We start from the raw sequence: 15,167 nt of genomic DNA on the forward strand, positions 1-15,167 counted from the left end.
ATATTCGCTATAAACAAAAGATAGCAAAATGAAATCGAAATTACTTTTCACTTTATTTATAATCTTTTTTATTTCTTCATGTAAAAAAGAGCCAAAAAACTATGAATCGGAAACATTAAAAATTAAACAAGTAGCAAACAATGTTTATCAACATATATCATACTTAGAAACAGAAAGCTGGGGTTCAGTTCCATGCAATGGAATGATATATTTAAATGGAAACGAAGCAATTATATTTGACACTCCAACCAATAAAAAAGCAACAGAAGAACTAATAAACTGGATAGGAAAGAGAAAAGTTAAAGCAGTAATAGCAACGCATTTTCATATTGATTGTTTGGCAACTTTAGAACAATTTCATGAAAAAGGAATAAAATCTTATGCAACCAAACAAACAATTGAACTTGCCAGAGCAAACAACGAAAAAGTACTGCCGCAAAATGGTTTTGAAAAAGAAAAAGAATTTCAAATAGGTAATAAAACAATACTAGCAAAATACTATGGAGAAGGACATACTAAAGATAATATTGTTGGTTATGTACCATCAGAAAAAGTACTGTTTGGAGGTTGCTTTATAAAACAAGTAAAAGCACCAAAAGGAAACTTAGAAGATGCCAATACCTCAGCATGGCCAACAAGTGTAAAAAAACTAAAAAAAGAACTAACAGATATAAAAGTAGTTATACCAGGACATGGAAAAAGCGGCGGAACAGAACTCTTAGATTATACCATAAACCTATTCGAAAAAGAGAAGAAAAAATATGTATTCTTCTTACATAATCGATTTTTAGAAGAACACGATTTAGAAGAATCACATCCAGAATATGGAAGAACAGAATACAAAGAAATAATAGCAGCATTCAAAAAAAGAAAATTAACTGTAATAAGTGAACAAAGAAAAGGCAATGTAAATGCAAGAGAATATGCTACGAAGGTTGTTAATCAAATAGACAGTTTAGTAACAAACGGAGTTAAACCAGAGCATATAACAGTTGTAGGAACTTCAAAAGGAGGCTATATAGCACAGTATGTATCAACCTTGGCAAACAATCCAAAATTGAATTTTGTATTTGTGGCAAGTTTTCAAAACAGTGATTTAGAAAATATTCCAGAAATAAACTTCTGTGGAAATATTTTAAATATTTATGAAAAAACAGATCCATTTGGGCAATCAGCCATCAAACGAAAACAAAATTCAACATGCGAAATAGCACATTTTAAAGAAATAGAGCTACATACGGGAATGAAACATGGTTTTCTGTTCAAACCATTAAAAGAATGGATAGAACCAGCAACAAAATGGGCTAATGGAAATTATGAAATGGAGTAATGAAAAAAGATAATTTACAACCATATTTTTTCTTTTTAGCATCAGCTATATTTTCTTTTGGTTTTTTAATAGTATTGATAAATGGTTATTATCATTACACCTATCAAGAATTTATAAGTACTAATCGAAAAGATTTAATAGTTCGACTAGGTTTTCTATCTTATGCAACAGGATTTATTTATTATCCTACAGTTATAATTCCAATAGCACTTATAACCTGGAAAGCAAAAAACAAACAAAACCTGAAAGGAAAAGCAATATGGTTTTCTTCTGCTATTGCTATAATTTTTATTGGAATTTTATTCTATACCAATACTATTAACAACCTAATATCTCTATCAAAAGGAAAGCTAATTTTAGGTCTTTTTATAATTGGATTATCAATACCTATTTATTGGAATAAAGAATTATTGAAAAAAAGACAGCAAAACTAATTGAAAAATAGGGTTCACTCATTTACAGTACAAAAAAAGGGAAGCATAGTTTACATTTGAATAAGCATTAACAAAAAAGCTATGAAAAAAAACAATTCTACCTTAGTTACAATACTACAAAATTTCAATTTATTTAATCAAAACATTAAAGGAAAACAACTAAAAAGCAAACCAATCTACTCAAGAAATTCAGAAATAAAAATATTAAGAAATATAAAAAGCACCTATCTAAATCAAAGTCCTATAGGAATTTTTGCTGATGGAGAATTGATAGGAAATCAATCGTCTTTAGACTTCATAAATTCCGATAAAATAACAACATTAAAAGTAGAAAAGAAGAGGTTTGAAAAAAATGGAATAAACTACAATGGTAAGATTCTAGTAGAAATGAAACCAGACTATAAACCAAAATTTGTAACATTAAAAAGTCTTACAGAAAAATATTTGACACTAAATAAAAATCCAATACTCTATCAAATAAACGAAAAAGTATTAGAAAGTAATGAGACCGAGTTTCTAATAGATGAAAAATTTATTTTAAAAATTATTCCGACCCAAATAAAAACATCAAATAATAAAATAGAAATCAACTTAATACAAATAACAACTAAAACAGCAGAGAATATTAAAAAAGCAAATGAAATAAGAATTATAGGAAATAAAAATTAGAAATATTTTTTAAAATTAACACTAAAATTCTGTGCTTGAAATACTAACATACATTAGGTATATTGGACTTACAAAAATTGAAAAAGAAATATTAGAAAATACAATGACTAGAATTGAATTTATAGATTTTTTAAAAGAGTTTAGAAAAGATTTAAAAGAAAATAAATCTAATTGGGAGAATAAGACCTTAGAAGATTTCATAGAGGCAATGGAGGTATATACAGAAGATATTCAAGGTTATTATGATAATATGAAAATGAATATTGATGCAGACAAGCCTACCTGGCAAAACTTCAAAACAATATTAGAAGGAGTAAAAATATACGAATGAAAGAAAGGTTTTCAATAGGAGATTATAATTTCTCCATAAATCGTAACGAAAGTACTATTGAAATAAATGGAAATCAAATAATTGATTTAACCATAAAAGCAGATGAAAATATCTTCGATCAGTTATGTGATAAAGAGAATTTTGAATTCAGCTATGGATTATATCCACCAGAATTTTATGCACATCAAATAGATTTAGGTAAAAGCAAACAAATTATTATCAACGAGCAAAATCAAAATAACTATGAAGTAGCATTATATTTTATGGAACATAATGATGTTGTTGTTAATATAAGTATTCTTAATAATTGGATTATAATTTTAGGAGAAACCTATATCAACGGGAAAAAATACCCTTTAGAAATAAAACTTTGTTTATAACAAATTGCTACTTCCTAAATGAAAAATAAAATATTACATTTCTTATTTATTACCATTATTCTTATATCGTGTAATAAATACTCACGAGATAAATATCCCCAATTAGTTTCAAAGTTAGAATCCTATAAAAACATTAACAGCTGTTATTCTGCTGAATTAAATACTTTAGACAAAATTCCAACTGACATACAGAATAACATAAAAGCTTACTTCAAAAAAAGGTTAGGAGATTCAATCTTTCAAAAACTGGAATTTAAAAACGTTGATGTATTTTCAAATAAGCCAATTAAAATTAAGAGAAATTCAGATGATATCGTATCTCTTTTAGGACAACAAAAAGAAAAAGAAGAGTGTGATACAATCATGGCATTTCCTGTATATTCAGCAACATATCACTTAAAAAAACCAGAAATCGGAATCGAAAAAATTGGATTGAACTTAATGATAGACAAAAATGGAAAAATAATTAAGGACATTCAATTCCCTATAACTGAAGTATTCAATAAAACAATACCAATAGACTCAGTACATTCAGAGTTAATTCGTAGAAAAATTCCATATAAAAAACTCAGTATAGAATTATGGTTCGATAAAAAAACTAAATCTTTTATTTGGGAGACAAATACATTAGTTAGAAATGGAAGTATTTTTGGGCCTAGTTGTTTTCCAGAAGTAAAACATCATTTTAAAATGAATGCTACAACAGGAGAAATAATAGAATATGATTCTGAAAAATTAGAAGAATACTTTACTTATAAGTATTAAAACAATCGTCTAAACCAAACAAAGGATGATATTAGAAATATTACCAAATAAAGGATTTAAAATACATACAGATATATTCAACTGGAATGAAGACAGAAAAATAGTCAGACAAAAGTTAAAGAATAAGCACAAAGAAGAAGATGAAACTATAGAAGTATCACAATTCTTTGATGGAGATACAAGTCATAACATAGAACAAAAAAGAGATGTATATCAAAACATTAGTGAAGAAAAAAGCTATTCCTTTTTAAATTATAATAAAAACAATCAACTACAAGAATTAGAAGTTCATTGGGGTATTAAGATTAAAATCAATAAAATAGAAATGGAGTTTGGAAAAAATATCACCAGCTATTTAAATCAACTAAACTCTCAAGGATATGAATTTAAAGAAATAGAGGAAGGAAATTACCTAATCAAAGAACTCAAAATAGTTATTGCAAATGCAGAAGCAATGGGAGCAGATGGAAATGGATTTTCTTACATTTTTACTTCCCAAGATATTGAACACTTAATAAAAGATTAAAAACAAAGCATTTCTATTATACATTTACAATATTAACATAGCAAAAATTATTCTTTATTTTTGGATTAAAAATAGCTTCTAATCCATGAGTTCTATACAACCAACCAAGAGTACAATAAAAACAACATGGCATAAATTTATCAATAGTACTACATGGTATTGGTTTCAGAAAGTAGTTATATTAATTATTTTCTCTTTAGTAGTAAATCATTTAGCTAAACGAGAAAGTTTTCCAACTAGTGAATCATATAGATTTCCTATAGAAGGGTTTCTTTCAACAATTATTTTATCAATTCTTATTGGAATCATAGCAGACTTTAATTTCAAATTCTATAAGAAAAAACATTTCTCAAAAAAGGTAGATATAAAAACTATAGCCCGGTTTATAATTTCAACACTAGGGTATATAGCAATCATGTATATACCTGTAAATATCCTTTTAAATATAATTGCAGTAGGACAAATAGGAGTATTTTATTATTTATTAATCGGATTACTAATCACTTTATTAATATGTTTTATTTTCATCAGCTTATTCTACGCACAAGACATCTATAATTTATATAAGTTTTCTTTAAAAGATGCAGAAATAACTATAGAAAACGCCACAAAAATAACAAAGCTTACTTATGAAAATATTAGATGTTTTTATATTGAAAATAAAATTGTTTTTGCAGTACAAAATGATGGAACAACAATTAATACCGATTTTACATTAAATGAACTAGAGGAAAAAATAAACGACCAGTTATTTTTTAGAGCCAATCGTAAAATTATCATTCATAAAAATGCAGTAGATTTAGTTAAAAAAATTGAAAATGGTAAGTTGCTAATTAAATTAAAAACAACATTTGAAAATGATGCAATAGCCGAAATTAATATCAGTCGTTACAAACGAAAAGCATTTTTAAATTGGTATCAATAAAAGATATCGACTATTCAGTAAAAATTCACGACCACTCAGCAAAAACATCAGTATTTAAAAGGGATTTCAAAAAATTAGTTCATTATTTCGTTTCAAATTTAAAACCCAAAACAATGAACAAAATCACCTTAAAACAAACATTAATCCCATTAATTACCATTACAATTATCTGCACTTTATGGTTTGGTCCCATTAGTATAGGTTACATAGAAAACATCGTTATTTCAATTTTAATTATTATAGCAAACTATATAGAATATAAAAAAGAAGCATTTTTAGAACTTGGTTTTCAACGCAAAAAATTTACCACCAAAAACATCTTTATACTAGCACCATTAGTTGCACTAGCACTCTTTATTTTCTATATATTTATATTAGTTCCTGGAATTACAAAACTTACAGAAGCACCAATAGATTATTCAGCTTTTGATCAATTAAAAGGAAATCTTCCAGCCTGTTTAGTAGCTTTATTATTAGTGTGGGCAACGGCCGGATTTGGAGAAGAAATTATCTTTCGTGGTTATTTCATGCGACAATTTGTAAAATTCTTTGGAGAAAGCAAAATCAGTATTGCTCTTAATATTATTCTTTTAGCTTGTTTTTTTGGCTTTATGCACAGTTATCAAGGAATTACAGGGCAATTAGTTACAGGAATAGTAGGAGCACTCTTAGCACTCATATATTACTTGCGTAAATACGATTTATGGTTTATTATAGCAGTACATGGCTTTTTTGACACCATAGCACTCATATGCATATACTTTGGTTTGGTATAATTATACTAAATAATAATGTTTAAAACTTACATTTTAGTACTATCATGTTTTAACAAGAATAAAACTATTCTTTTAAATTAACTCATAAAACCTGTTTTAAACCGATAAAACAAAAAATCTAACCGTTTATTACATCATAGTTACCGCTTATTCATTTTACCTATGTAAAAACCTCATTTTTAGATATCTTGATGAAGTAAACAGTTACTTATTATGAGTAAGTTGGTAGTCATTTGGACACCGAAAGAATAATTCAATAACCATCCGATTTACGGAATCTCAAAAAGAGGAAATAAAATTGTGAATTGGTAATCGAAAAGTAAAAAAAATGAATACCAAAGGTCTAAAAAGTGCGGAATAATCCGTTTACCAAATTACAAAGACCCAAAAGATGTACAATTTGGTAACATAATCGTTTAAAAATAGAAATCTATGAAAAATGTAATTTTTGCTTTAGCTTTTATGCTAATTGGAACAATTGTATTTGCTAACAGCAATACTACTAAATTTAATAGTTCAGATACAGTAAGTGTATCGAATGAACTTATTTTAACTATTGACTTAGGGAATTTAACCAAAAAAACAGCAAAAGAAATTAATACCCTTATAGGAAAATTTCTTGAGAAAGAACTAAAAAATGTAGATGATGAACTTCAATGTAAAGTAACTGCTAAAGGTAGCGTTGGTATTGGTAGAAATTATGTTGAAATTAGTGTTGAAGTTTCAGGTCCTTGTAGTGAAATTAGAAAAAAAGGTCAAGCAATTGCAAATGAAATTCTTAAGGAAGTTAAAAATGCTATGAAATAATAGGTAATTAATGATTCCAATTTAATTTTAATAATAATGGAGAGATGATTTAAAAAATCATCTCTCCTATTTAATTTAAAACAATATGAAAAAAATAATATTAATAACTTTTATGTTTATTTCTAACATATCTATAAGTCAAAACAAAACAAATATAGAAGTTGAATATGATATGGTATTAAATTTTTTAGGCTCTAGTCAATATAATTCTAGATTAATTTTCAATAACGAATCATCTTATTTTATTAGTATAGAAGATTTTATAGAATCTGAAAAAAAATCTAGTAAAATGCAAGAAACTGATACTTCCTACTATTTTAATGTAAAAATACATAGTAAAGCACACAATATTGTACTGACTGATAAAAAAAAAGATTCTTTATATGAATTAAAAGAAGGATTCTCAATAAAAAAATATTTTATAATAGGAGAAAAGACACCTATTATAAAATGGAAATTAAGTAATGAAACAAAGACTATCAAAGACTACGAATGTTATAAAGCTTTTTGTGAGTTTAGAGGTAGGAAATACACTGCTTGGTATACTTTAGAAATACCTACATTTTTTGGCCCGTTTAAATTTCACGGATTACCTGGTTTAATTTTAGAGATTTTTGACGATACAAAAGAAGTATTTTTCATAGCTAAAAAAATAACTAATTCTCATACAACAATTCCAAAATTAATAAATATAAGAAAAGAGGCTAAATTTAGTACCAAAGAAAAATATAATAAAGATGTAAAAAAATTCTTCTCTGATTTAGAAAAAAAAATGTCAAGTAAAATAGGCAGAGGATATAAAATGAAAATAAGTGTACCTGTTATAAAATCAATAGAAATAGAATAATTTATGAATAGGTTATCTATAATTTTATTATTAATGCTTTTTTATCCAAAATTAAATGCTCAAACATTCTTCGATATAAAAGGTTTGATTTTGGATACAAAAAACAAACCTTTAATGTACACAAATGTTGTTTTAAAAGATAGTATTTCTAAATCTATTGTTGCTTATTCTTATTCTAATCAAAAAGGTATTTATAATTTAAAACCTAATAAATCAGGTAAATTCAATCTAATATTTACTTCGCTTGGTTATGAAACCAAAACTATTCCTTTAGTTCTAAATTCAAAACAAAAGCAATTAAAAATCGATGCAATTTTAAAAGAAAAAATAATGGACTTGGATGAAGTAATTATTCAATCTGAATTACCAATATCTATTAAAAAGGATACTATTAAATTTAAAACAAAATATTATGTTAAAGGAACCGAACAAACAATTGAAGATTTATTAAAAATAATTCCGGGAATTAATATTAGCTCTGATGGTACAATAAAAATAGGAAATCAAGAAATTGAAAAATTAATGGTAGATGGTGACGATTTTTTTGAAAAAGGGTATAAAACTCTTTCTAAAAATATGCCTTCTTATCCTATTGAAGAAGTTGAAGTTTTAAAAAATTATTCTAATAACCGTTTATTAAAAGGTGTTGAAGAAACTAATAAAGTAGCTTTAAACTTAAAACTTGATGAGAAATCCAAACGCATTTGGTTTGGTAATATCGAAACTAATATTGGAAATGATAGTTTTTATCAACTAAAAGGAAATTTAATGAATTTTGGTAAAAAAAATAAATATTATTTTTTCACTAATCTTAACAATATAGGTTACGATGCCATAGGAGATATAGAAAATTTAGTAAGACCTTTTCGAATTAATGAGCTAGCAAGCACTGGCGACAACCAAAAGGTAAATTCAATACTTAATTTATCGGCAGACAATCTGAATTTTAGAGAAAGTAAAACCAATTTTAATAATGCGGAATTAGTATCACTAAACGCTATTTTTAATCCTACCGAAAAGTTAAAAATCAAAACCTTAGTTTTTTTTAATTGGGACGAAACGGACTTTTTTAGAAATAACATTGATATAATAGATATTAATGGAACAAATTTCACCAATACCCAAAAACTTCAACTAAGAAATAAAAATAGAGTTGTTTTTGGTAAACTAGATTTTACATACAACATTTCTAAAACTAAAATGCTAAAGGCTAGCACCAAATATAATGACGGAGATTTTAATGATAATTCTAATTTATTCTTCAATGGTAATTCCACCATTGAAAATTTACAACACCAAAACACACTTTTCGACCAAAAAATAAGTTATACCAATAAGTTTAAAGACAAAAAAGTATTTTTAATAACAGGACGTTATATTCATGAAAAGTCACCGCAGAACTATAGCTTAAATCAATTCTTTTATCAAGACTTATTTCCAGCAAATAGTAATGCTAATAATGTAAGTCAGCAAAGTACCAATCTAATGCAATTTGCAGGAATAAATGCACATTTGTTAAACCGTAAAACAAACGGTCATTTATTGGAACTTCAATTAGGTAACGAATATAGAAAAGATAAACTGATAACAGAGTTTTCTCTTTTAGAAGATAATTCAGTTTTAAACAATCCAAATGGTTATCAAAACCAAACAAGTTATCAAGTTAACGACTTGTATCTAAAAAGTAAGTACCGTTTAAAAATTAATGATTTCGGTATTGTTGGAAAACTAAATGTTCATCAACTATTCAATCGTTTAGAAAACAATAACATATCAAACACACAAAATCCTTTTTTTATCAATCCAAGTTTAGGTTTTAATTGGAAAATTAATGATAAAAATAAAATTACATCATCGTATTCCTACAATACAACAAACGCTAGAGTTTTGGACGTATTTAGCGATTTTGTTTTGACAGGCTTTCACTCTTTTTCAAAAGGAACAGGTGGTATTAATCAGTTAGATGCTTCTAGTTTGGTTTTTAATTACCAACTTGGTAATTGGAGCGACCGCTTTTTTGCCAACACATTTATACTGTATAGCAAAAACCACGATTTCTTTTCAACAAATACTAGCATTGAACAAAATTTTACACAAGCAGTGAAAATACTGATTAAAGACCGTGATTTTATCAGCATCAATTCTAAACTCAATTATTTTTTTAAATTCATATCTTCAAACTTAAAGTTAGATTTAGGTTATACCAAAAGTGAGTTTAAAAATATTGTAAACAACTCTAATTTAAGACAAGTAACCTCAAATAATTACAATTATGGTTTAGAATTTCGTTCTGGTTTTAGAGGTGTTTTTAACTACCATATTGGCACAAAATGGGCAACAACCGAAATAGAAACAACTATTAGTAATTCGTTTACAGACAATGTAAGTTTCCTTGATTTATTTTTTGTACTTAATAAAAAATTCGATGTAAAAATTCAATCAGAATGTTATTATTTTGGAAATTTACAAAACGATAATATTTATTATTTTTTGGACCTTGATGCAAGGTACAAACTTATCGAAAATAAACTAACATTAGGACTCACTGGCAAAAACTTGTTCAATGCCAAAAGGTTTAGAAATTTTTCAGTCAGCGATATTGGAACATCAACAACTGAATATAGATTACTACCAAAATTTGTACTTTTAAAATTGGAATACAGATTTTGACATCGGAACGGAATAAAAACGGCGACCAACACCGTATACAATTCATATTGCTGATATCTAAACAGCTAGTGATTTACCTTAAAATAAAAAAACTTTCTAAAACTAATCAAAATAATGAGCCTTTTTTATACTATTAACACTAAAGAAATTATAGTTTTTTCTTAAATGTCCCAACAGCAAATAAATTCACTTTTTATAATCTGATTATACCTTATGATAAAAATGGTAAAAAAGCTAAACCATATATAAGAAAATATGTTTGTACTCCAGAGCAATATCCTATTTTTAAAGAACATAATTTTGATTTAGCGTTTTTTAAAGGAAAACTTTATAAGTTCTATTTAGAAAATTTTAATAATAACTTACAAAGCAAGTTAGGGAATTTCGACCCTTAAAGTTTTAATCCATCAGATAACATTTTTCCTAATAACTCTAACGGTGAAAGTAGTTCTCCAAATGATAATGACATTACATTAGAAGGAGCTTCAATTTCTGATAGTACAATTGTTTTTATTACTACTTTACATGTAAGAAGATGTACTGCAAGAGGAAATAATTTACCTAGCGAAAATTGCAAAGGACAAAGTAGTGATAGAGCATCTATGACCAAAGTTATTTCATGCGACAATTTGTAAAATTCTTTGGAGAAAGTAAAATCAGCATTGCTCTTAATATTATTCTTTTAGCTTGTTTTTTTGGCTTTATGCACAGTTATCAAGGAATTACAGGGCAATTAGTTACAGGAACAGTAGGAGCACTCTTAGCACTCATATATTACTTACGTAAATACGATTTATGGTTTATTATAGCAGTACATGGTTTTTTTGACACCATAGCACTCATATGTATATACTTTGGTTTGTTATAATTATACTAAATAATAATGTTTAAAACTTGCATTTTCGTACTATAATGTTTTAACAAGAATAAAACTATTCTTTTAAATTAACTCATAAAACTTGTTTTAAACCGATAAAACAAAAAATCTAACCGTTTATTACATCATAGTTACCGCTTATTCATTTTACCTATGTAAAAACCTCATTTTTAGATACCTTAATAAAGAAAATAGTTCTCATTATAAGTAAGTTACAGTTCATATTGCTGATATCTAAGTAACTAGTGATTTACCTTAAAATGAAAAAAACTTTTAACATCTATGAAAAAGAGAAAAATAAACTACCTAAAATTATTTCTATTATTAATTTTTTGTTCTGCTTGTAATAAAGATCAAATACTTATTACTCCCACAAATAATATAAATTCTTATAAGGGAACATACGAATTTGTTAACATAATTGAATTTCCTAAACTAAAGCTTGAAATACAAAGTATAAATAAAAAACTTTCTAAAACTAATCAAAATAATGAGCCTTTTTATACTATTAACACTAAAGAAATTATAAAGGTAAAAGATGTTGATGGTTACAGTAATTATAGTTTTTTCTTAAATGTTCCAACAGCAAATAAATTCACTTTTTATAATCTGATTATACCTGAAGATAAAAATGGTAAAAAGGCTAAACCATATATAAGAAAATATGTTTGTGCTCCAGAGCAATATCCTATTTTTAAAGAACATAATTTTGATTTAGCATTTTTTAAAGGAAAACTTTATAAGTTCTATTTAGAAAATTTTAATAATAACTTAAAAAGCAAGTTAGGGAATTGCGACCCTCAAGATTTTAATCCATCAGATAACATTTCTCCTAATAACTCTAACGGTGTAAGTAGTTCTCCAAATGATAATGACATTACATTAGGAGGAGGTTCAATTTCTGGTAGTGCACCTGTTTGTACTACTACTTTACATGTAAGAAGATGTACTGCAGGAGGAAATCATTTACCTGGCGAAAATTGTAAGGGAGAAGGTAGTGATAGAGCATCTATAACTAAAGTTACTTCATGCTCCAATGGAAAACTTGATGTTGTTGTACTTATGAAAAATAATAACAACTGTCCTACAGAAAATGGAGATGTAGCTTTTATTCCTACAGATATTAGCCATTTAATTAACCCTTGTAAAAATTTTAAAAAACTAGCCCAAAATAAAAAGTTCAAAGACAAACTTAAAGACTTGCTTAATAAAACTAAAACAGATAATTATGAAACAGGGTATATAATGAAACTCTCTAATAATGAATATAATTATAATATTAAAATAGGTATGCCTGAAAAATTAGGGATAAATTTTACTATAAAAAATGGATACAAAATAGACGGTTTTATACATAATCATTATGATTCAAATAACAACAAAGATTTATCTGTTTTTAGCCCTAAAGATTTATACAGCTTATATCTATTATTAAAAAATAATAATATCAATGACCATAGTAATTTTGTTTTTGCAGTTACAACAGCACAAAACACCGTTTACGCTATTCATATTAGAAACAAAAAAGATTTTATCAGGTTTGGAGATGATTATTTAGACGGTTTACAAGATGGAAATAACGATTTTTTACCCTTTGTATATGGTGGTGAAGATGATTATTTTTTCAAAGGTGGTATAAAAAATTCAAATAGTAATGCCTTAAATGAAAAACATTTTACAAAAATGCTGTTTTTTGGAGGTGGCCAAGGAGATACTGGTTTAGAACTATATAAGACAAATACCAACTTTAATAAGTGGTCTAAAATTAAATATAACCCTAAAACTAAAAATACCTCAATAACTCCTTGTAATTAATTGAAAACTAAAAACTATGAAAAATTTATTTTTATTATTAACTATTTCTATAATAAGCATAAACTGTAAAGCTCAAACTATATATCCTTTAGAAGGTCCTTACAGTACAATAGAAGACCCCAAGCCTCCTATATATACTAAAGATATAAACAATATCAGAAACTCTTTTATAGGAGTTTGGAAAGCTAAACAAGGAACTAAAGAATTTACTATGTATTTATATAAATTAGATAAAGTTCCTAATGGTTTATATGGACCTCAAGGGCTTCAATTTAAAGATGGCATTATGGGATGTTATATATATAAAGAAAACGGAATTGTAAAAATTAATTCTAAAAAATGGTTATTAAATCCACATGTTCCTAATAAAAAGCAATATGGACCTTTTTTTGGTTTTACTAAAGATGGTTTAACAATTACAAATGCTAGATTTATAGACTATGGTATTAAAGGAAAAAATTCTGATGGCTCTATAAGTGAAGGTAAAAGAGCAGATGCCGAATTGAAAATTACTAATTCAACACAACCCTTAAAAATGTCCTTAAAACTAATTAATAATTTTGAAGGTATTGTAATACATACTTCTGGTAAAATCGAACCGGATAATTATAATTTCAGTATTCCTACCAATTTAATTTTAACTAAAATATCGAACATACCTCCTCCTTTATAATTTCATAGTATAGCAGCATGGTTTTATTCATAATCACGTTAAAAACCATAGTAACTTTGTTTTTGCAGTTACAACAGCACAAAACACTACTTACGCTATTCATATTAGAAACAAAAAAGATTTTATCAGGTTTGGAGATGATTATTTGGACGGTTTACAAGATGGAAGTAACGATTTTTTACCCTTTGTATATGATGGTGAAGATGATAAGTTTTTCAAAGGTGGTATAAAAAATTCAAATAGTAATGTCTTAAATGAAAAACATTTTACAAAAATGCTGTTTTTTGGAGGCGGCCAAGGAGATACTGGTTTAGAACTATATAAGACAAATACCAACTTTAATAAGTGGTCTAAAATTAAATATAACCCTAAAACTAAAAACACCTCAATAACTCCTTGTAATTAATTGAAAACTAAAAACTATGAAAAATTTATTTTTATTATTAACTATTTCTATAATAAGTATAAACTGTAAAGCTCAAACTATATATCCTTTAGAAGGTCCTTATGGTACAATAGAAGACCCTAAACCTTGGCATACTAAAGATATAAACAATATTAGAAACCCTTTTATAGGAGTTTGGAAAGCTAAACAAGGAACTAAAGAATTTACTATGTATTTATATAAATTAGATAAAGTACCTAATGGTTTATATGGACCTCAAGGGCTTCAATTTAAAGATGGTATTATGGGATATTATATATACAAAGAAAAAGGAATTGTAAAAATGAATTCTAAAAAATGGTTATTAAATCCACGTGTTCCTAATAAAAAGCAATATGGCCCTTTTTTTGGTTTTACTAAAGATGGTTTAACAATTACAAATGCTAGATTTATAGACTATGGTATTAAAGGAAAAAATTCTGATGGCTCTATAAGTGAAGGTAAAAGAGCAGATGCTAAATTGAAAATTACTAATTCAACACAACCCTTAAAAATGTCCTTAAAACTAATTAATAGACCTATGGGGATTAGAAGTGGAGGTACCTTTACTTTAGATTTCAGCATTCCTACCAGTTTAATTTTAACTAAAATATCGAACATACCTCCTCCTTTATAATTTCATAGTACAGCAGCATGGTTTTATTCATAATCACGTTAAAAACCATAGTGATTTTGTTTTTCTGTTACAACAGCACAAAACACCATTTACGCTATTCATATTAGAAACAAAAAAGATTTTATCAGGTTTGGAGATGATTATTTAGACGGTTTACAAGATGGAAGAAAGAAGCGAGTTGAATCAAAAATTAAAGTTGCAGATATCATATCGGAAATTATATTACATTTATAAATTTTGATAATTCAGGTACAGCTAATTTAGTTGCTAACATTGGTTTA

Annotated in this window: 18 protein-coding genes and 1 pseudogene; 18 read left to right on the forward strand and 1 reads right to left on the reverse strand. The window is 26.5% G+C overall.

Going from position 1 to position 15,167, the window contains the following annotated elements:
• Positions 1–28: 28 nt before the first annotated feature.
• From bla to Q0958_RS02615, 13 genes and pseudogenes are all read left to right on the forward strand, one after another.
• Positions 29–751: pseudogene (bla, locus tag Q0958_RS02555) on the forward strand (subclass B1 metallo-beta-lactamase); the annotation flags it as partial.
• Entirely contained in the window at positions 731–1,330 is a 600-nt protein-coding gene (locus tag Q0958_RS02560) for a dienelactone hydrolase family protein (protein WP_299119975.1), read from the forward strand. The pseudogene bla and the gene Q0958_RS02560, both read left to right, overlap by 21 nt.
• Entirely contained in the window at positions 1,330–1,764 is a 435-nt protein-coding gene (locus tag Q0958_RS02565) for a hypothetical protein (protein ID WP_299119187.1), read from the forward strand. Before Q0958_RS02560 ends, Q0958_RS02565 begins: the two co-directional genes overlap by 1 nt.
• Positions 1,765–1,845: 81 nt before the next feature.
• On the forward strand, positions 1,846–2,433 hold the full coding sequence (locus tag Q0958_RS02570) for a hypothetical protein (protein ID WP_299119190.1): 588 nt from the start codon (positions 1,846–1,848) through the stop codon (positions 2,431–2,433).
• Between the two features lie 31 nt (positions 2,434–2,464).
• Positions 2,465–2,764 (forward strand): hypothetical protein, encoded by a 300-nt coding sequence (locus Q0958_RS02575; protein ID WP_299119192.1) that lies wholly within the window; start codon positions 2,465–2,467, stop codon positions 2,762–2,764.
• Positions 2,761–3,144: a hypothetical protein gene (locus Q0958_RS02580; RefSeq protein WP_299119194.1), complete on the forward strand. Its 384-nt coding sequence runs from the start codon at positions 2,761–2,763 to the stop codon at positions 3,142–3,144. The genes Q0958_RS02575 and Q0958_RS02580 overlap by 4 nt, the downstream gene beginning before the upstream one ends.
• A gap of 18 nt (positions 3,145–3,162) precedes the next feature.
• Positions 3,163–3,909 (forward strand): hypothetical protein, encoded by a 747-nt coding sequence (locus Q0958_RS02585; protein ID WP_299119196.1) that lies wholly within the window; start codon positions 3,163–3,165, stop codon positions 3,907–3,909.
• Between the two features lie 25 nt (positions 3,910–3,934).
• On the forward strand, positions 3,935–4,435 hold the full coding sequence (locus tag Q0958_RS02590) for a hypothetical protein (protein ID WP_299119198.1): 501 nt from the start codon (positions 3,935–3,937) through the stop codon (positions 4,433–4,435).
• 85 nt (positions 4,436–4,520) lie between these two features.
• On the forward strand, positions 4,521–5,360 hold the full coding sequence (locus Q0958_RS02595) for a LytTR family DNA-binding domain-containing protein (RefSeq protein WP_299119200.1): 840 nt from the start codon (positions 4,521–4,523) through the stop codon (positions 5,358–5,360).
• Between the two features lie 113 nt (positions 5,361–5,473).
• Positions 5,474–6,136 (forward strand): CPBP family intramembrane glutamic endopeptidase, encoded by a 663-nt coding sequence (locus tag Q0958_RS02600; RefSeq protein WP_299119203.1) that lies wholly within the window; start codon positions 5,474–5,476, stop codon positions 6,134–6,136.
• A gap of 432 nt (positions 6,137–6,568) precedes the next feature.
• Positions 6,569–6,943 carry a hypothetical protein gene (locus Q0958_RS02605; RefSeq protein ID WP_299119206.1) on the forward strand — a complete coding sequence of 125 codons (375 nt, stop codon included), beginning with the start codon at positions 6,569–6,571 and terminating at the stop codon, positions 6,941–6,943.
• A gap of 85 nt (positions 6,944–7,028) precedes the next feature.
• Positions 7,029–7,790: a GLPGLI family protein gene (locus tag Q0958_RS02610; protein ID WP_299119208.1), complete on the forward strand. Its 762-nt coding sequence runs from the start codon at positions 7,029–7,031 to the stop codon at positions 7,788–7,790.
• 3 nt (positions 7,791–7,793) lie between these two features.
• The gene (locus tag Q0958_RS02615) at positions 7,794–10,460 is read left to right on the forward strand and encodes a carboxypeptidase-like regulatory domain-containing protein (RefSeq protein WP_299119210.1); all 2,667 of its coding nucleotides are present in this window, start codon (positions 7,794–7,796) and stop codon (positions 10,458–10,460) included.
• 391 nt (positions 10,461–10,851) lie between these two features.
• On the opposite strand, the gene Q0958_RS02620 is transcribed toward Q0958_RS02615, so the two are convergent.
• On the reverse strand, positions 10,852–11,088 hold the full coding sequence (locus tag Q0958_RS02620) for a hypothetical protein (protein ID WP_299119213.1): 237 nt from the start codon (positions 11,086–11,088) through the stop codon (positions 10,852–10,854).
• On the opposite strand from Q0958_RS02620, the gene Q0958_RS02625 reads away from it, so the two are divergent.
• The 5 genes from Q0958_RS02625 to Q0958_RS02645 all read left to right on the forward strand — a co-directional run bounded on the left by Q0958_RS02625 (position 11,080) and on the right by Q0958_RS02645 (position 14,886).
• Positions 11,080–11,328 carry a CPBP family glutamic-type intramembrane protease gene (locus Q0958_RS02625; protein WP_299119215.1) on the forward strand — a complete coding sequence of 83 codons (249 nt, stop codon included), beginning with the start codon at positions 11,080–11,082 and terminating at the stop codon, positions 11,326–11,328. The two genes, Q0958_RS02620 and Q0958_RS02625, sit on opposite strands and share 9 nt — an antisense overlap.
• Positions 11,329–11,619: 291 nt before the next feature.
• Positions 11,620–13,152, forward strand: a complete 1,533-nt coding sequence (locus Q0958_RS02630) for a hypothetical protein (protein WP_299119217.1) — start codon at positions 11,620–11,622, stop codon at positions 13,150–13,152.
• 16 nt (positions 13,153–13,168) lie between these two features.
• Entirely contained in the window at positions 13,169–13,825 is a 657-nt protein-coding gene (locus Q0958_RS02635) for a DUF6705 family protein (RefSeq protein ID WP_299119219.1), read from the forward strand.
• Positions 13,826–13,970: 145 nt separating this feature from the next.
• On the forward strand, positions 13,971–14,231 hold the full coding sequence (locus Q0958_RS02640; protein WP_299119221.1) for a hypothetical protein: 261 nt from the start codon (positions 13,971–13,973) through the stop codon (positions 14,229–14,231).
• A gap of 16 nt (positions 14,232–14,247) precedes the next feature.
• Positions 14,248–14,886, forward strand: a complete 639-nt coding sequence (locus Q0958_RS02645; protein ID WP_299119224.1) for a DUF6705 family protein — start codon at positions 14,248–14,250, stop codon at positions 14,884–14,886.
• Positions 14,887–15,167 lie beyond the last annotated feature (281 nt).

The sequence above is a fragment of the uncultured Tenacibaculum sp. genome, from assembly GCF_947499065.1.
Classification (GTDB): domain Bacteria; phylum Bacteroidota; class Bacteroidia; order Flavobacteriales; family Flavobacteriaceae; genus Polaribacter.